The sequence below is a fragment of the endosymbiont GvMRE of Glomus versiforme genome (assembly GCF_003546845.1).
The window spans coordinates 565,763-583,159 of the sequence record NZ_NWVA01000002.1 but is presented as its reverse complement, the minus strand read 5'-3'; the positions used below and the strand labels follow the sequence as shown (position 1 = coordinate 583,159).

The 17,397-nt window shown below is 30.2% G+C and carries 19 protein-coding genes and 1 tRNA gene; 8 read left to right on the top strand and 12 right to left on the bottom strand.

What is annotated here, in order from left to right; genetic code table 4:
* The first annotated feature begins 24 nt into the window (after window positions 1-24).
* Window positions 25-900 (top strand): 5'-3' exonuclease, encoded by an 876-nt coding sequence (locus GvMRE_RS06660; RefSeq protein WP_147410447.1) that lies wholly within the window; start codon window positions 25-27, stop codon window positions 898-900.
* Between the two features lie 3 nt (window positions 901-903).
* On the opposite strand, the gene GvMRE_RS06655 is transcribed toward GvMRE_RS06660, so the two are convergent.
* Window positions 904-1,164 (bottom strand): YneF family protein, encoded by a 261-nt coding sequence (locus tag GvMRE_RS06655; RefSeq protein ID WP_147410446.1) that lies wholly within the window; start codon window positions 1,162-1,164, stop codon window positions 904-906.
* A gap of 655 nt (window positions 1,165-1,819) precedes the next feature.
* On the opposite strand from GvMRE_RS06655, the gene GvMRE_RS06650 reads away from it, so the two are divergent.
* From GvMRE_RS06650 to GvMRE_RS06640, 3 genes are all read left to right on the top strand, one after another.
* Window positions 1,820-2,050, top strand: a complete 231-nt coding sequence (locus GvMRE_RS06650) for a hypothetical protein (protein WP_147410445.1) — start codon at window positions 1,820-1,822, stop codon at window positions 2,048-2,050.
* A 351-nt stretch (window positions 2,051-2,401) separates the two neighbouring features.
* Complete coding sequence (locus GvMRE_RS06645; protein WP_147410444.1) at window positions 2,402-2,917, top strand: inorganic diphosphatase; 516 nt, start codon at window positions 2,402-2,404, stop codon at window positions 2,915-2,917.
* A gap of 1 nt (window position 2,918) precedes the next feature.
* The gene (locus tag GvMRE_RS06640; RefSeq protein WP_147410443.1) at window positions 2,919-3,479 is read left to right on the top strand and encodes a dUTP diphosphatase; all 561 of its coding nucleotides are present in this window, start codon (window positions 2,919-2,921) and stop codon (window positions 3,477-3,479) included.
* A gap of 599 nt (window positions 3,480-4,078) precedes the next feature.
* Here the strand turns inward: GvMRE_RS06640 and GvMRE_RS06635 are convergent.
* Window positions 4,079-5,260 carry a hypothetical protein gene (locus tag GvMRE_RS06635; protein ID WP_147410442.1) on the bottom strand — a complete coding sequence of 394 codons (1,182 nt, stop codon included), beginning with the start codon at window positions 5,258-5,260 and terminating at the stop codon, window positions 4,079-4,081.
* 28 nt (window positions 5,261-5,288) lie between these two features.
* Entirely contained in the window at window positions 5,289-6,536 is a 1,248-nt protein-coding gene (locus tag GvMRE_RS06630; RefSeq protein WP_147410441.1) for a serine hydroxymethyltransferase, read from the bottom strand.
* Window positions 6,537-6,708: 172 nt separating this feature from the next.
* Here GvMRE_RS06630 and GvMRE_RS06625 point away from each other — a divergent pair, with 172 nt between their 5' ends.
* Both GvMRE_RS06625 and GvMRE_RS06620 read left to right on the top strand, forming a co-directional pair.
* Complete coding sequence (locus tag GvMRE_RS06625; protein WP_147410440.1) at window positions 6,709-7,035, top strand: 50S ribosomal protein L27; 327 nt, start codon at window positions 6,709-6,711, stop codon at window positions 7,033-7,035.
* Window positions 7,036-7,285: 250 nt separating this feature from the next.
* A tRNA-Met gene (locus GvMRE_RS06620) sits at window positions 7,286-7,361 on the top strand.
* 93 nt (window positions 7,362-7,454) lie between these two features.
* On the opposite strand, the gene GvMRE_RS06615 is transcribed toward GvMRE_RS06620, so the two are convergent.
* Window positions 7,455-8,375, bottom strand: coding sequence for a hypothetical protein (locus GvMRE_RS06615; RefSeq protein WP_147410439.1), 921 nt, complete (start codon window positions 8,373-8,375; stop codon window positions 7,455-7,457).
* A 66-nt stretch (window positions 8,376-8,441) separates the two neighbouring features.
* Between GvMRE_RS06615 and GvMRE_RS06610 the strand changes: the two genes are divergently transcribed.
* Window positions 8,442-8,777 (top strand): hypothetical protein, encoded by a 336-nt coding sequence (locus tag GvMRE_RS06610; RefSeq protein WP_147410438.1) that lies wholly within the window; start codon window positions 8,442-8,444, stop codon window positions 8,775-8,777.
* Between the two features lie 25 nt (window positions 8,778-8,802).
* Here GvMRE_RS06610 and GvMRE_RS06605 read toward each other — a convergent pair whose 3' ends face one another.
* Together GvMRE_RS06605 and truA are read right to left on the bottom strand one after the other, a co-directional pair.
* Window positions 8,803-9,111, bottom strand: a complete 309-nt coding sequence (locus GvMRE_RS06605; RefSeq protein ID WP_147410437.1) for a hypothetical protein — start codon at window positions 9,109-9,111, stop codon at window positions 8,803-8,805.
* On the bottom strand, window positions 9,104-9,925 hold the full coding sequence (gene truA / locus GvMRE_RS06600) for a tRNA pseudouridine(38-40) synthase TruA (RefSeq protein ID WP_147410436.1): 822 nt from the start codon (window positions 9,923-9,925) through the stop codon (window positions 9,104-9,106). The genes GvMRE_RS06605 and truA overlap by 8 nt, the downstream gene beginning before the upstream one ends.
* A 59-nt stretch (window positions 9,926-9,984) precedes the next feature.
* Between truA and hisS the strand changes: the two genes are divergently transcribed.
* Entirely contained in the window at window positions 9,985-11,241 is a 1,257-nt protein-coding gene (gene hisS, locus GvMRE_RS06595) for a histidine--tRNA ligase (RefSeq protein WP_147410435.1), read from the top strand.
* A 133-nt stretch (window positions 11,242-11,374) separates the two neighbouring features.
* Here hisS and GvMRE_RS06590 read toward each other — a convergent pair whose 3' ends face one another.
* From GvMRE_RS06590 to GvMRE_RS06565, 6 genes are all read right to left on the bottom strand, one after another.
* Window positions 11,375-11,563 (bottom strand): hypothetical protein, encoded by a 189-nt coding sequence (locus tag GvMRE_RS06590; RefSeq protein ID WP_147410434.1) that lies wholly within the window; start codon window positions 11,561-11,563, stop codon window positions 11,375-11,377.
* Between the two features lie 5 nt (window positions 11,564-11,568).
* Entirely contained in the window at window positions 11,569-11,874 is a 306-nt protein-coding gene (locus GvMRE_RS06585) for a type VII secretion EssA family protein (RefSeq protein WP_172575299.1), read from the bottom strand.
* Window positions 11,875-11,878: 4 nt separating this feature from the next.
* Window positions 11,879-12,511 carry a hypothetical protein gene (locus tag GvMRE_RS06580; RefSeq protein ID WP_147410432.1) on the bottom strand — a complete coding sequence of 211 codons (633 nt, stop codon included), beginning with the start codon at window positions 12,509-12,511 and terminating at the stop codon, window positions 11,879-11,881.
* A 451-nt stretch (window positions 12,512-12,962) separates the two neighbouring features.
* Window positions 12,963-13,724 carry a coiled-coil domain-containing protein gene (locus tag GvMRE_RS06575; protein ID WP_147410431.1) on the bottom strand — a complete coding sequence of 254 codons (762 nt, stop codon included), beginning with the start codon at window positions 13,722-13,724 and terminating at the stop codon, window positions 12,963-12,965.
* A gap of 31 nt (window positions 13,725-13,755) precedes the next feature.
* Window positions 13,756-15,465, bottom strand: a complete 1,710-nt coding sequence (locus GvMRE_RS06570; RefSeq protein ID WP_147410430.1) for a hypothetical protein — start codon at window positions 15,463-15,465, stop codon at window positions 13,756-13,758.
* Window positions 15,466-15,533: 68 nt separating this feature from the next.
* A complete protein-coding gene (locus GvMRE_RS06565; protein ID WP_147410429.1) occupies window positions 15,534-17,393 on the bottom strand; it encodes a coiled-coil domain-containing protein in 1,860 nt (619 codons plus the stop codon).
* Window positions 17,394-17,397: the final 4 nt, after the last annotated feature.

Below are 17,397 nucleotides of genomic sequence, written 5' to 3'. Positions count from 1 at the left end.
AAAAAAGTTAAATATGAATAATTTATGGAAAAAGAACCAAAAAATTTTCTCCTCATTGATGGGAATAATTTACTTCACCGCTGTTATCATGCTTCTCAACATTTACTTTGAGAAAATGAACTAAAAGCAATTTTTATTTTTCTCCGAGTGCTGATTAGTTTACTTCGAGGGAATGATTATCAAAAATTATTAGTCGTCTTTGACAGTACTAAAGTTAATTTCCGTCACCAGATTTACCCAGATTACAAAATTAATCGCTTAACCACTCCACCAAAGTTGCTTAAACAAATAAATATTCTCCAAAATTTACTGGCACAAAGTGATGTTTCTCTGATACAACTAGTTAACTTTGAAGCTGATGATTTAATTGCCTCTTTTATTGCTCAGAACAAGCAACTCCATCCTGAATGAAACTTTGTAATTTTTTCCCAAGATAAAGACTTAATGCAATTGCTTTCTCCGCAAGTAAAAATTTACAAGTATGTACAGAAGGAAATTTTGGCTTTTACTGAGCAAGATTTTTGGCAGGAATATAACTTCTCCCCTCATAATTATATTGATTATCTTTGTTTAGTAGGAGACCAAGCTGATAATGTTCGAGGAGTTAGCGGAATTGGCCCGAAAACGGCTCAACAATTAATTCAAAGTTTTGGAACAATTGAGAAACTTTACCAAAATAGTCAACACTTGTCTCCCAAAATTCAAGAATTATTAATCAAGAATCAAGAATTAGTTTTTCAAAATAAACAGTTAATTACTTTAAAAAGTGATTTGGTTTTGCCAATTAGTTGAGAACAGTGTGATTTTAGTTGAGACCGGTGAAAAAACAATCAAAATTTAATTGAATTTTGCCAAAAGTCCGAATTTAAAAGCGTTTTGAAATTATTGAGTAGTAAATAACCATTATTTTTTTTTGTTCTTAGTCTTAGCTTGTTCCATGGCTCTTTCCATACTAGTCATCATCAAATTAATTTGCTGCTCGGATAAATTATGACCGAAAGCACTTGCTAACTGTCTAATTTCTTCTTTTTTCATTAGTTTGGTAACTTCTTGCATTTTTTTTTCCATGTACTTTTTAAGAAAGTAATAAGCAAGAAAGCAACCAGCAATTGCTCCCACTAGAATACCTAAAATAAAAGAAGGCAAATTAAAAAACTCAGACATATATAATTAATTTTTACTTAATCACATAAATTAGCACATCCTGTTAAAATTTTGTCTTTTTTACAGAAAATTTCGTTTCTTCAATAACCTCGTGAAAGCCCAGAAGTTTTTGCTACCCCTTCTCCAGGACGAATTTTTTTTTACACCTAACACAACGCTTTAAAAATGTTTCTACTGGAAAAGAAGTTTCGATTTCAATTAAAGGCATTAAAATCTTATCGATAATTAAACTTTATTTCTCCAAAAGGAGTGCTAAATCCTATTTGGCTTTCGTCAACACTAGCACCAAAACCAGCAAATTTATATTTTCATTAATTCCTGTTATAGTATTAATTTCCTTTCAATATTTTTTCACTAATTCAGTTTCTTAGAATCATACGCTTCCTAGAACAACTGGCATTTTTAAATGTTCCTCGAACTCGCTTTCAGTTTGACGGGTATCTTTGACCAACTAGTTTCTCTTTTCCTATTCTTCGCTATGGCTAGTTAACCATTTTTTTTGTTTTTTGTTCTCTAATTGATAGTCACGCGTGCACGGAAAGAGGAAAAGAAATTTTTGCTGAAGGAATTCAAGGTTACAAAATTTGTTTATAGGAGCCAAAATTTAATCCAAGTAATGTTATAAAAATATTAGTTTTTGGCAAAATTAAATTATATGCGAGTTTTTTTATTAATTTTAATCTGACTAGTGGGTTTAGCATCATTTGCTCTTTCTTTTTTTTTTGGCGAACAAAGTGATTTTTCTCCTTCCCAAGAAAGCGGGGAACAAATTTATAAAAATACTGGCTTTACTAAATTAACTAAGCAATTACAAGCCGTTTATCTTTTTTTAATGTTTATTTTTTTTGTTTTAATATTTGTTTACAATTATGCTTTTTTTAACTAATTTTAGTCCCTTTAAGTTGTCTTCTTTGCTTCTCTGATTAAAGAAAAGATTATTAGTGATGTAAATTAAAGAAGTCTCGATATCAATAATTATTTTATTAAAATAAAGAAAATTGACTTCGAAGATTTTTTGTTATTGACAAACAAAAGGAAAAATTCTTAAAAGAAAGAGAAAATTTAAATCATAAGCAATAGCGAAATAAAAAACAACAATTTAAAACTATTAGTATTTTCTATTTCTAATGGCATTAGATTTACGAAAACTAAAAAAACTTTATTAAAGTCCCTGGAAAATGTTCCTATTCTGCAAGTAGCAGAGCATTTTCTTCAAGTTAAATAATAAAAATACAATATGAAAATGATTGTTGAAATACCAAAAGGTAGTTCTGATAAATATGAATATAATCCAATTACAAAGAAGTTAGAACTAGATAGAATTTTGTTGGTGGCTATGCATTATCCGGAAAAGTATGGCTTTATTCCCGAAACATTAGCTCCTGATGGAGATGAATTAGATGTTATTTGTTTAACTGAAAAAACTGTTTCCCCAAAAAGTCATGGCAAAGTGCAATATGCTGAAGTGCGAATCATTGGAGTTTTAAAAATGACTGATGATGGAGAACAAGATGATAAATTATTGGCAATAGACAACAATGAAACTGAATTAGACTATATTCAGAAGTTAGAGGATGTTCCTGAGAAAAGAAAAAAGAAAATAATTCACTTTTTTTCCCACTATAAAGATTTAGAAAATAAAAAAGTAGAAGTAGCAGGATTTAAAGGCAAAAAAGAAGCTGAAGAAATTTTAAAAAAATGTCAAAAACTCTATAAGGAAAATAGTAAAAACAATAACAAAGCAAAAATCTAAAATGAAGAAATCATCAGTAGTGTTGAGTCAAAAAACCTTTGATTTTTTACAAGAAAAGCAAAAAAACCTAGATATTTTTATTCATCAGCAAAACGAATTAGAAACGAAAGACACCTTTTTCTTACGAAAAATTTCTTTATTTGTTGAAATTGGAGAAGTAGCTAATGAATTAAAGACTTTTAAATATTGAAAAAAGGACAAAAAAGTAGATTTGAAAAAAGTTCAAATAGAATTGATAGACTGTTTGCATTTTTTTCTTAGTTTAAGCAATTCCGCAAAAGTTGATTTTACTAGCTATCGCTTTCAAAAATTTTTGAGTAAAAAAGAATTTGCTTTGAATAACCTTTTACTTAATCTTTTCGAAAGAACTAAAAAACTTAATTTGCCCCGACCAAGAAAAATTAAAGGCAAAATCAGCAAAACTGAAAAAAATTACCAAGACTGATTACGAATTTTTGAAAAATTATGCTGACAAGCAAATCTTGATGAAAAAAAACTGCTGGACGTCTACAAACAAAAAAATGAAATCAATCAAAAAAGACAATTAAATAAAGATTATTAGTGCAGCAGATATCATTATCGGGTTTATTTGGAAAAACATTCAAAAGAAAAAAGCAAAGAACAGATCTAGACTACTTTTAGGAAATTATTTCAACTTTCTCTATTCTCTAAAATTTTTAAGTTTAGATGTTGAATTTGCTCATTTTTGATGCAAACAAACATAAAATTTGCTGCAATTAAGTAGGAATTATAAGATTAGTTCGATACTTGTGAAAAAAATAAAAGCAAAATAAGAATAAATTGCTATATTTATTTGAAGTATCAAAAAACATTAACAATTAGCAGTTACATTACAATTTGCAAGAGCGCTACAAACTGCGAAACAAGTAACTTTTTCGGCTTGACATGTAGGATTATTATTGTTGTTTCCGTTTTCACAAATTTTTAATTTTTCACACAAACTTCGTTGTTACAAGGGTTCTGAGCCTGAACCACCATGCTAGCCGATTCGTGTTTAACTAAAACATTATTGGGCACTAAATTAGGGCTGTCAAATACATTACCAATTAATAAAAAGTATTTTTATCGCGCCCGCGCGTAGTGAAAATTTAAATATTGACAATTATAATTTATTATTATTTAGATTAACAAGATTAATTATTATTGCTTATTCTTTTTTTTTGTTGCTAGCCAAATAATTAAACTAATTAATAAAAAACCGCTAATACCTAAGCCTGTTCATAAAACATAGTTAGTTTTTGGAGATATTGACTCGGCTTGTTTTTTTTCTTGCCTTTTGGTTTGAATGTCGGCTAAAACTGCTCCTTTAATATTTTGAATTTTAATAATATCTTCGGTTTGGTTTATTTGCTCCTCTCAATTTTGATTATTCAATTCTAAATCATTATTCGTTATTTTGGGTTCTTGGTTCAGAGCCTGAGTAATTTCGTTAATGCTATTAGTTCTTCAACCGTGGAGAATGGGACTGATATAGTCTTTTCCTTTTTTTCTTTTATATTCTTCTCTTTCTTCACTGCTCATTTGCGGAAAAAAATGAAAATTCTGATAATCATTATTCGAAATAGAATTAGCAATTTGCTGAAAAGTTTCCTTTCCTCGCTCTACATTACCATTAAATCTGCCTTTTTCATTCTCTTTTATTTTGTCTACTTCTCCGCTGGCTAATATTTCATTGATGACATTAAATCCCTCCTTCACTTTTTCAGCATATTCAGGAGAATTAGGATGTAGTTCTCGTTTTCGATTTTTCCTTTCTTTATCAAATTTTTCTGTCTCACCTTCCAGTATCTCATGTATTCCAAATAAATAATGTTTCAACCTTTCGGGGCAGTTGTCAGCATTGATTCCGGTAGCATTTATTCATTTGTAAAATTCTTCTTTTAATTCGTTAAGAAGCCAAGGCGGATTATACACCAAAAGTCTCAAAAAGCCCAACATAGTCGGAAATGTTCTTTCTATTTTTTGCGGGTCATTGACATCTTTTCGTTTAATAGAACTATTGTCTAATTGTTTTCTTTGTGGTCAATCGGGATAATAACTTAATACTTCAATATATTTTTCTAATCACATTACCACATGGCGAAATTGCCAGTGGGTGTGGTCGTATTCATCATCTGGTAAATCACCCGGAGATAAATTATTACCGGCTCATTCTCCTTGAAAATTGTTATCATGAGCAGTTTTAACACAATTTAAGCATCAACTATCGTGATTGCGGGCTTTTAATTTGTCTTTTAACTTCTTTGTTTCTGGATTTTTATTAAGTTCCTCCGGAAAATATTCGTTTTTACAGTGCTTACATCATTTTTTTTCGTTTTCCATATATATATATATATATATATATATAATTTTAATGTTTTTGTGACTGAAAAAACTTTTTAACCAAAATTTCCACTTTACTTTTACTTGCTTTTTTTAATTTTGGGTCAGATGGATTTTGTAAAATATTATGAATGATTTGTGCTATCTCCTTAAATTCTTTTTCTCCTAAGCCACGAGTGGTCAAAGCAGGCGAACCCAACCGAATACCACTCGTAATTCAAGGTTTTTCACTATCATAAGGGAGCATGTTTTTATTACAAATAACTCCTATTTTTTCTAACTTTTCCGCGGCTTCTTTGCCGGTTAAATTATAACTGTTTTTGGTGTCAATTAGTAATAAATGGGTCTCAGTACCTCCACTGATTACTTTTACTCCTTTTTTTTGAAAATAATCAGCCATGGCTTTCGCATTTTTTAAGACTTTTTTTTGGTATTCCCTGAATTCTGGTTGAAGTGCTTCCAAAAAACATTGAGCCTTAGCAGCGATAATTGCGGGATTTGGTCCTCCCTGGTTGCCGGGAAAGACGGCTTTATCAATTTTTGCTCCTAATTCTTTTTTGGCTAAAATTACTGCTCCTCGTGGTCCTCTTAAAGTTTTATGAGTAGTGAAAGTAATCACATCAGCGTAATTGATAGGATTGGGAAACAAATCAGCAGCCACTAATCCTGCCGTATGGGCGATATCGGCCAGTAAATAAGCACTAATTCTATCAGCAATTTGTCGAAACTTAGCAAAATCAATTTTTAAACTATAAGCGCTATAACCAGTAACAATTAATTTTGGTTTAACTTCTTGAGCGATTTTGCTAATTTCTTCGTAGTCTAGTTTTTGGGTAAAAGGGTTAAGATTGTAATAATGAACTTGGTAAAAAGTTCCGGAAAAGTTTACTTTGGCTCCGTGAGTTAAATGCCCACCGGCCAACAAATTTAAACTCAAAATTTTATCACCAGGTTTTAAAAGGGCTAAATAAACGGCTTGGTTGGCTTGAGAACCGGAATGGGGCTGGACATTAGCATACTCAAATTTAAATAATTTTTTGGCTAAATCAATAGTTAATTCTTCAATTTTATCAATATACTGACAGCCTTGATAATAACGAGAACCAGGATATCCCTCAGCATATTTATTCATTAACAAGGAGCCGCCATAAAACAACACTTTTTTAGAAGGATAGTTTTCTGAAGCAATTAAATTAAGAGTGCTTTTTTGTCTTTTTCTTTCTTTTTGGTAATAGTTAAGGAGAATTTTTTCTGCGGAATTAGATTTTTTTTCCATGAGTTATATAAATTTTAGCAGCATAAATATTGAGTTATGTTTTTTTAGAGAAAGTTTTTTATTCTATGGAAATTTATGAGTTTTCTTTTATTTTTTGGCGTCTGATTTGAATAGTCATTACTAAAAAAGCAACCATAAAAAGCGTTGTCATCTTTATAAAACTTAATATATTATGGAAAAAAAACTTTTCAAGTTAGACCTACAATTTTTCGCCCAAAAAAAGGCTGGTGGTTCAGCAAAAACTAATCGCTCTCATGATTCAAATTCTAAAAGACGCGGTGTTAAAAAGCATGACGGAGACAAAGTAGAAGCCGGAATGATAATTCGCAGGCAGTTAGGAAGCGAAGTCAATGCTGGAAAAAATGTATATTGCAGCAAAAAAGATCGAACTCTCCACGCCTTAAAAAAAGGAATAGTAAAATATTATAAAAAAATTATATATAAAGGTTCGAAAAAGGTTCGAAAAAAAATTACTTTTGCCGAAGTCCTTGAAATTTAAAAAATTATGTATCAACAAGAATCACCACAAAAATGTTGCTTTCTAAAGGAGTAAAAAAATTAGACAATTTGACATGGCATAATGGTTTTGTTAATGAATCACCCTAAGAATACTAAAACCTGGCAAAAAAGTCATAATCCTAGAACTAACAGGAAAATAAATTACTCAACAAAAGCATTTGAAAACTAGGGCGAAGCAGGAATTTGTTTTTACTAGAAATGAAGATTTATTAGTTGCGAGAAAAAGAAAAGGCAGGATAGTTAAGTTGGTTAGAACAGGCGACTCATATTCGTCAAACGGAGGTTCGAATCCTCTTCCTGCTACCATAAATTTTATCTTTCATTTTTCTCCACTCTTTAATTAATCCTATTGTCTATTATTAAATCTTGTTTAATTTAAACACTGGTTAAGTTTAGAACTTATTTTTTTTTTTTTGTTGTAATGACATAAATAATAAAGGCAAGAAAACTTAATCCGATAATAATCCCACTGACTATTAAAATTATTTTTCAGTTTACTGGTTTTTCTCATGTTTCTTTGTGGTTAATTTGATTAGGTTTAGAAGCAAAAGATTCATCAGAATTATCATTTTTCGGTAGTGTTTCGGGGATTTTTTCTTGATTACCATTTTGATTTTTCTTTTCGGATAAGGAACCAAAAACATAATTATCACTATTAGAAAAATGCAAGGTGTTTGAGTCATTAAAATAAAACTTTTTAACTTTCATAGTAAAAGTTTTTCCGGCACTCTCGGGTAATATATTTGACTTATATAATTCACTTTCAGTCAGGTTTTTAACATTCGGGTCGCCGGGTCCCGGTGAGGGGTTTTCCTTAGTAACAAACATAAATTCTAGGCGAGTAATTGGCGGTAAATTTTCTATTCCTAATGAAAAAGGTTCAATTTCTAGTTTACCAATAAAACTTCCTCACTTATTTTCCTTTTCTTTGGTTCATTTAATTGCTTTAAAAGTGATTTGGCTCGGTTCTGGTCTAGCACGTTTTGATTCATTTCCAACAATTTTTCCCACTTGGTTAGTATCTTTAATTATTAATCCGTGAAAAGTAGTATTTTTTACTTTATAAAAATTAGATTTAAACCTTAAATTTTCAGCCGGAGTAGCAAAAATATGATAATAAGTTTCGTCCTTATCGACAAGTTCTTTAATTTGTTGAGCCAAAGTCGAATTATTAGGAACTAGAAGTAAACAATTAGGATTTTCAAAAGTCAAAAATTCACCTGCCGTCATCCAAAAAAGCAAATATTCTTGACCTTTCTCTTGATAAGTAGCAAAATTAATTGGCTTTTGAATAAAACTGGGGCTAAAATAAATTTTCATATTTGTTTAATAATATTTTAATAAAAAAATAAAAGTTTGGCTAATATATACTATAAATTATAATATATGACAAAAAACAAAGCAATCACTATAGAGGAAATTAAAAATTTTGAAGAATACAGTAATGAATTAATGAAAGAAATCACTGAAGGAAATGTTGACTGAGAAATAGAGGATGGTAAATACATAAATAAAAAAACTAGACAAATAATTGCTTTTAGTAATTTTTCTTCTGAGCAAAACAAGAAATTAAAAGAACGCTTCTCTCGCTATCAAATTTTCCGAGAAAGGGGCAGAATGGGAAAATTCAGCGAAGAAAAATGAAAGACACGAATACAAAAAAATATCCAAGTAATATTGAGAAATAAGAACAATAACTGCTTAGTCTTAATATTTAATTAAAGTTCTTTACTATTGCCAAAATTAATTATTTATCAGACTGATTATTGGTTTGCTGGCTATTCTCGCTCCCTTTTCCGATATTTCGTAAACCTTCCATTAATTCTTTTCTTTTGAAAAGTAACATGAAAACAAATCAAATGAGAAAAATCACCAAAGCAATTTTCACCACAATTTCAAAAATTTTAGAAACAATATAAGCAATAACGAAAATTAAGATAATAAAGAGCAAAAGTGCTGGTCAATTAGTCCTTAAAAAGTTCTTTAAACTATCCCAAGTGGGCTCATTGAGTAGTTTGCCGAAACCTTTGGCTAAATTCTTTAATCAGTTAAACATTTTTTTCTATTAAAAAGTTTTTAACTTTACCGTAAGTTATTTTATAAAGATAGAGACCACTCGCCGGAGCCAATGTTTGGTACTTTAAACTTTTTTTCTGAGGATAATTTAATTTTTCTTGTAGTTTTTTAATAGTTTGTTTTCCTTCGTAGCACTTAATGCTTTCGCCAATCATGGCCCGAATTTGGTAACGCAAAAAACCACGAGCATTTATACTAATTATCAACAATTCTTCCCTCTTTCAGCACCTTATTTTCTCAATAGTACGGATAGTAACAGTTTTATCCTGGTCTTTCTGACGACAAAAGGAAAAATTAAAAAAATCGTGTTTTCCTTGAAAAATGGTTAAAATATTATTGAGTTTTTTGGTATCCAGGAGCAAATTATATTCTCAACAGTATTTTTTAGCAAAAAGATTGTATTTTCCAGTATTCATATAATAACGATATTCTTTTTTACTTACACTTTTAATTGGGTGAAACTTTTTTTTTACTTGGCGAACACTTTTGACTAGAATGTATTCCTGTAAAGATTTGACTAGAATTCGCTTTAACTTTTGACAAGAAAGAAAAAAAGGTAGGCGAAAAGTAAATTTTTGATTGAGGGCATGAACGCCTTTATCAGTACGACTAGCCGCTAAAATATTAATTTTTTGCTGAGTAAACTGGTTTATTTTAAAAATTTTGTTTAAAATCTTTTCAATATATCCTTGAACAGTAAATTGCTGTGGTTGCTTAGCTCAGCCAACAAAATCGCTTCCATCATAGGCAATTGTAATTAAATAAAAATACGATTCTTTTTCTTTTTTCTCCATGAAAAGAATTTAAAGAAAAAATAAAAAGCAAGACAAAAATTTTAATTAATAACGAGAAAATGAGTAAATTGTTGCCTAAACCCCGAGGTACCCAGGATATTTTGCCAACCAAAGCAATTATTTACCAGCAAATTCAACAAATTACCCAAAATATTCTTAATCGTGCTGGCTATCAACCAGTTATTTTACCTACTTATGAATACCAAGAATTATTTACTATCTCCGTAGGTGAAGCCACAGATATCATTCAAAAGGAAATGTTTGCTTTTTCCGACCGTAAAGGAAGACAACTGGTTCTGCGTCCCGAAGGAACTGCAAGTGTTGTGCGCTTAGTTTACCAAAATAAATTAGTTAATCCTGGATACCCTTTGCGTTTATATTATTGAGGGAACATGTTCCGTTATGAGCGACCACAGGATGGTCGTTATCGAGAATTTTGGCAATTAGGAGTAGAATTAATTAATGCTAATGGAATAATGGCTGATGGAGAACTACTTTGGTTAATTAAGCAAATCATTATAACTTTTGATTTAAAAGAAAACACCGTGCTTCATTGAAATTATCTTGGTGGTTCAGAAACCAGAGAAAAATACAAATCAATATTGAAAGAATATTTACTAGATAAGGAACTTTGTCTGGATTGTCAAAGACGTTATCAACTTAATCCTCTACGAATTTTAGACTGTAAAGTTTGTAAACTAGAAAAATTGCCTTCTTACCAAAAAGTGTTAGAAAAAACCGAACTAGCCTATTTAAAAAAAATCACTAAAAAATTAGACGAATTAAAAATTAATCACTACTACAATAAATGATTAGTAAGAGGTCTTGATTATTATACCGGCATTGTTTTTGAACTTTCCCTAAATGATGACAAACAAGTAATTTTAGGCGGTGGTAGATATGATAAACTCTTTCAGCAGTTAGGGGAAAAAGAATTTCCAGCAACTGGATTTGCCTTAGGTGTGGACCGTTTAGTTAATTATTTGTCTCTTTCGGAGAAATGAAAAACTGATTTTAAACCTGATGTTCTTTTTTTGATTTTAGAAGAATCAGTTTGTTCATTGGTTGCTTCTTGGCAAGAAGAGTTAAGCAAAAATTGCCAAGTTGTCTCTAATTTGGAAGTTAAAAAAGTTAAAAATCTTCTCAAAAACATTAACTATTATTCTCCTCGTTTGGCTATTATTATCGGCAAAAAAGAATTAAAAGAAAAAAAAGTGTTAGTAAAAGACTGTCAAAAAAAAAAAGAATTTATAGTTGACCAAGAAAAATTAGTTAGTTGAATTCATAATTATTTGATAATAAAACAATTTAAATAACGAGGCGATTAAAAAAATTTTTTAATGAAATTATGTTAGAATTTTGAAAATCTTTAGCGTTTGTAGTATGAATTTTTGCAGCCATTAGTTATTTAATACTTATGATATTTTTAAGCAGTAACAATTTTCTACCTTATCGGGGAAGGTGGCAAAACGGAAAAAAAATCAATTGAACTACTGATTGACGAAGAATTTTGATGGGCGTGACTTGTGTGTTTTTGGCCATTTTTATCCTTTCTACCTTAGGGTTTTTATTAGACCAAATATAACCAATTCTTTCTAATTCAAAAAATCTAGCATTTTTTTTTACTTTATTTTTCATTTACACTATTGTTTTTTCTTTCTTTTCAACAAAAAATAAATTAAGCCTCCAAAAACTATAACAACAACCCCTAAAATAGAGAAAATAATTCATGTTTTATCATTAGAATTGTCTTGTTGATTTGAGTTTTTTGTTTTATCCTTTGCTTGGTCTTGCTGATTACTTTTTGTTTGTTTTTGTTGATTGTTATATTTATTCAGGCATTCAAAAGAACAAAAAACTTTTTCTTCTCCGTCGGTCTTTATTTTTATCCCCTCCGAATAATATTTATTTTCACCAATTGGACGCTTTAAATTTTTGCCACAAAACAAGCATTTATCTTCGTCATGAGAATTCTCGCCGGGGTCAACTCTCTCTCTCTCTCTCTCTCTGGTTTGTGCTAGAATGAAAGGATTGTTGATGATTTTGTCAGAACTTGGTTAAAAGTTCTTTGGCTTTTTTTTTAGCCTCTTCGTATGTTTCTGATTCGCTGCCTTCATAATTTCAACTCATCGAAAAATTACAATCTTTACAACTAATGTGGAACCTTTTGTTAGACTTATCTTCTTCTATTGTCGGAATATCTTTTTCGGTTTCCTGTTTATCTTTTTGCTTTACTTTTTCAGAATTAGGTTGACAATCGTGTGCTTCTACTCACTTTTCATTATGCTCATTATCATCATACGGACTTTGTAATTCTCCACTTTTAATTTTCTTTCCACATTTATTGCATGAGGAACGTTGCTCGCTGGCAGAATTTATTTCCCCTACCATATTATCACATTTCGGGCAATTTCCTTTGGAAGATAATTCTTTCTTTTTTCCATGTCATTGGCATGAACCACACAAATAATTTATTCTTTCTTCACTACAAATAGAACAAGGATTAATAGCCTCTTTTTGATGTTTACAACTATAAAGTTTTTTCATAATAATTTCTCCTATATAATAATTTTTAAGATTTTTCAAAGAAAAAAATTTAGCATTAAAAATAAAGGGTAATAATTAAGAGAGAAAATTTTTGCTAAAAAATCTTTTAAATGAAAAAGTTCAGCAAAAATAGAAAAGTTAACTTTTAAGGAAAAGAGAGTTTAAAGCCAGCATTTTTAATTAAAAATTGTTTTGTTATGGCTGTTCTCTTTTTGATTGTTTTGCTTTCCTTTATATGTTTTAGTGTTGTCTTTCTTTCGCCACTCAACCGAAAAATAATCTCTAAATTTTGATTACCTTTGCTTACCATTGTCTTTTTTCTTTCTTTGATTTATTTATCTATTCTTTGGTTAAGTCTTATGAAATCATGGGACACAAATAGGAATGATTATAACCAGCGCGGTTTCATTTGTTCTTATTTTCTTTTTATCTTTTTCAGCATCATGTTTATTAGGTGGTTTATTTTGGAGACAAAAAGTAAATAAAAAGGTTAATTGGAAGTATTAAAAGGGAGAGAAGAAGTGAGTTGAATAACTTGGGCTTGTGATTGATTTTGTTGGCTCTCTAATTCACCTTTAAGTCGTTGGTTTTCTCGTTCAAATTCAGCAATCTTGCCCTGTAATTCAGAAATTTGTTGGTCTTTTTCTTCTTTTAATCCTTTAATTGTGCTAATAAGAGTATATTCAGAACCATTATGTTCAACTTCTTCTTCCACTAAATCATAGTTAACTCAATTTTGGGCTAAAAGAGCATCCATTTCGCTTTCTAATTTAACCAACAATTTTTGCCATTCCGTCTTTTCTTTTTCGTGAGCGATTTGTCGTTGATTAATAACTTCATAATCACTTTCACTGATATTTATCTTGTCAAACTCTTGATTTTCTAAATTCTGAACTGTCCGCCTAGTCTTTTCAATTAATTGGTCTAATTGAACTACTTGTTTTTCTGAAGAGTTAATTTTTGTTCTTAGTCAACGAGCAAAATGAAGAGCCTCAGTAACTCCTTCTAGTCCTTGGCCAAAAATGTTTTTTAGGAAATGATTAAAAGTAATCACTGCTTCTCGCTTCTCAGTTGGTTCTTTTCTTAACTCTTTTTGTAAATCTTCATAAAGTCATTTTTCCATCTGCTCCCTAACTTCACGAGCTTCAACTAAATTGCGATAATATTCAATTTCATCATCTTGACGGGCTTCCCAAGCAATATAAGGAGCGGTTGCAAGAAAAGTAATTGCTTTAATAATTTGGGCCTTCATGATATTATGTTTTAATGCTTATTCAAGAAACTTATCGAGGATTAGGAGGATAATCGACTTGTTGAATTTGGGCTGATTGTTCCTGTTGCTGTTTTTTTTGTTTTTCCCTAGCTCTGATTTGTGAAGGACTTAAGGGTTTTTCTCCGGTTTCTGTCGACAATTTTGTTCAACTTGTGTCTCCTAAACTAGGATTTATTGGCTGAATTTTAATAGATAATCTTTTTTGCTTAGTTAATTGCTGCTTATGGTATTCTATTTGAAGGTCTTTTTGATTTATGTCTTCACTAGTTAAATCAGTTTGAGTTTCTTTTTCCAAAGTTTGGACAGTGCTTTTTAAAGTATTTTTTAATTCTTTAGCGTAGTCTTGAGCAATTTTTAATTCTTCTTGGAGAGAGGCTATTTGTTGCTCTTGAGTACGAAAACTCAAGTCATTAATTTTCTGCTTCAACTTTTCTATCTTTTCAGCGTTTTTGCCTTCTTCTTGTTTAATATTAGATCTTAGTTTTTCTACTTCTTTTCTTGCTTCTTGTCACTCATAATAATGATTAATTGAAGAGCCAATGTAACCGGATATACCTTCGTTCTCCAACTTAAAAATGTCAGGCAAGTGAGGAGTATTAGTGAAATCAGCTTCCTTATAATCTTTTAATAATTTTTCAAGCTTCTCAACATTTTTACTATCAAGTTGCTCATTAAAAATACTAAACAATTCTTTGAGTTTTTGCAAAATTTTTGTCTCGTTTTCAGTTAACTGCTTTTGCTTTTCTAACTCTTCAACTTGTTCTTTAAAGTTTTGTTGGTCAGCAATTTTTACTTGTTTTAGTTCTTCAATTTGTTCTTTTCTTTCTTCTAGTCCTTGCTTTAATTCGTCATACTCAAATTGTAATTTCTGCTTTTGCTCTTCACTATCTTCTAATTTCTTTTGGGTTGCAATTAACTTTTCTTCTAGTTCTTTCTTTCCTTCTTCTAACTGTTTTTTTCATTGCTCATCACTGACTTCTTTTAACTTATTTTCCAACTTTTGAATCATTTCTACTAATTTTTCTTTTTCTCTTTCCTCACTTTCTTTGGAACTTTTGTTAGCATTTTTAATTTGGTTCCTTTTTATTTTAATAGTTCCTCCATCAGCAGCATTAATATTAACTATTAATAATCCCCCTTCCTCAGGAACCTCAAAGGTCTCTCGTCGATTTCCGGTAGCAGTGACCCCATATTCAACAGTTCCGCCTTTGGTTAATTTTATTTCAGCATAATAATTATAAGAAGTGCTATTTTTATGCCCTCCCTCAGTTAAGCAGCCTAAACAAAGCCTCTGCAAGTCTTCATGTTTAGTGCCAGGCAAGCCAGCTTTTAATTGTTGATATAAATCATTATCTAGTGAACCAATATAAGAAACAACATTATAATCTAATTTGGAACCATCAAACTTAGTTAATTCTTCTAACTGCTTGTTAAACGAATAATCAAAGTTATTATGAAGTTGCGGACAATTAGCAATAGCAAACTCCTCTATTTCATTATAACTGAAATTCAACTCTTTCAATTTTGGGCATTTTTTTATTACTAATCCAGTCAACTTACCTCAATTATCCCAATTTCCTTCCACATTTATTTTTTCCAAACAAGGAAAATCATCAATTAATAATTGACCAGTTATTAATGTTTCTTCTTCTAATTTAATTTGTTTTATTTCGTTTCTATTTGGATATTTTTCATTTAATCATTTTTGGGCGTCTATCATATCTATATCTCCTTATAATTATATATTTTAATACTCTTTTAATTTTTTTTAAGAAAAATTAGGAATTATTAAGGCTTGTTAGGATTGAAAGAAGATTGAATGATCTGGGATTTAACTTGCGACAACTCTTGCTTATTTTCCAACTTAACTTCTAACTGAGCATAATGATTTCTCCGCCTAGTTTGTAAAACGACTTGTTTTTTGTCCGAAGATAATCTATCATCACGTAAAGTTTGGATTTGTTTGTCTCAATAGCCTCCATTTGCTAAGTGACTGATACTTTTCTCTCTTTCCATATCAACCTTTATACTATCTCACTTGACAATTTCTGTTTGTTCCTCTGTCTGCTGCTCCAAATGTTCAATTTTAGTTTCTCTATTACAACTTTTTTCTTCTAATTGGAGGGTCGATTGATTGAAAGATTTCTGCTTAGTTTGTTCTGATTCTTGTTGTTTTCAATCAAGCTTACTAAAGTTAGCAAGATTTTTCTCAAGTAAGTTAGAACTTTGCTTATAGATTTGCTTGATATCTGCTACTCTTTTTTCTAATTCAAACAATTCTTTTTGCTTAATTAATAAAGTTTGAACTTTTTCATTAGTTAGTTTTTTGGCGAGACATTTTTGACTTCTTTCAAATTGCTTTTGAGCAAAAGGATTATTACCTTCTAGAGTCTCAATTTGTGCTTCTATAAGCGTATCTAAGCAATCCTGCAAATCTTCGTCAAGTCAGCTTTTGGCTTTGGAGACAAACTGCTTTATTTCTTCTCTTTTATGAAATAATAATTGAACTTCTAGTTGCTGAATTTGTCCCTGGAAAGATTCTTCTCGCTTTTGAGATTCTTCCAGTTTGCTAGTCAAGTCCTCGATTTCTTTTTTTTGATCCTCTAAGCGAAACTTAAATTTATCTATTATCAATTGATTAGATTTTATTATCGCTTCCTGCGACAAACTGATGTTTTCAAATGTTTCCTTACTTATTTTTAAGCAATTTATTTCTTTAGCAATTCTTTCTTGTAAATTAAAGTACTCATCTTTTCATTTCTTAATTACTTTTTCAGTTTCTTTTTTTTCTTGTTCCACTTTATCTCGGCATTCTTTTGCTTCTCTATCAATTTTTCCGACTAATTCTCAAGCTTCAGTTTTAGACTTTTCTGCTTCTTCTAATTCTTTTTTTTCGGCTTTTGCGTTGAAAACTTTAATTTCAAGTTCTTTTACTTTTTTTTCCAATCCTATTTTCTCTCTGGTCAATTGATTAAGTTGTGTTTGAAGATTTTTATTATTTTGTCTTAGTTTCTGATTTTCTTTTCCAATCGATTCAAATTTATTAGAAATCCCGAGCAGTAATTCTTCATCAAGTCCAGATTCTGTTCTAGATTTATTCATTGTTTCGGAATTTTCCTTAATACTTTGTCGGAAATGATCTTGACAATAAATATCAAATTCCTCGTTCTCTCTATTCATCCTTAATCTTAAACAGTTCTCTGCTTGGCAAGTATGTTCAAAGCAGTAAATTGAAGGCAAGAGCATCTCCTCTGAACAACTTTCTACTAGGCATTTTTCTTCTTCTTTTAGTAACTCTTGATTATTTTCCTGCTCAATCAAATTTGTCCTTACAAAAATTTTTCAATCAATAAACAATCTTTCTAATAAGTTGTAATCGCTTTCACTCGTCTCTTCTCGGTTAAATTTTTTACCAAAACAGCAAAGAGAAAACGTCTCCCGAAAGCTTCTATCTTCTTTAAATTTCGGAAACAAGTGACAAGTATTGTCGCTATCTAATGTTGCTTCTAGACTATCAAAAAAGTTTGTTAAGGCACTGATAGATAATTCACCATACTTATCTTGTTTTTCGGGTTTAATTTTGACAATCAACTCCTCACATTCAATTATGTTCTCTTCCAATCAATTTTTAAATTCTTTTCAATTCATATTT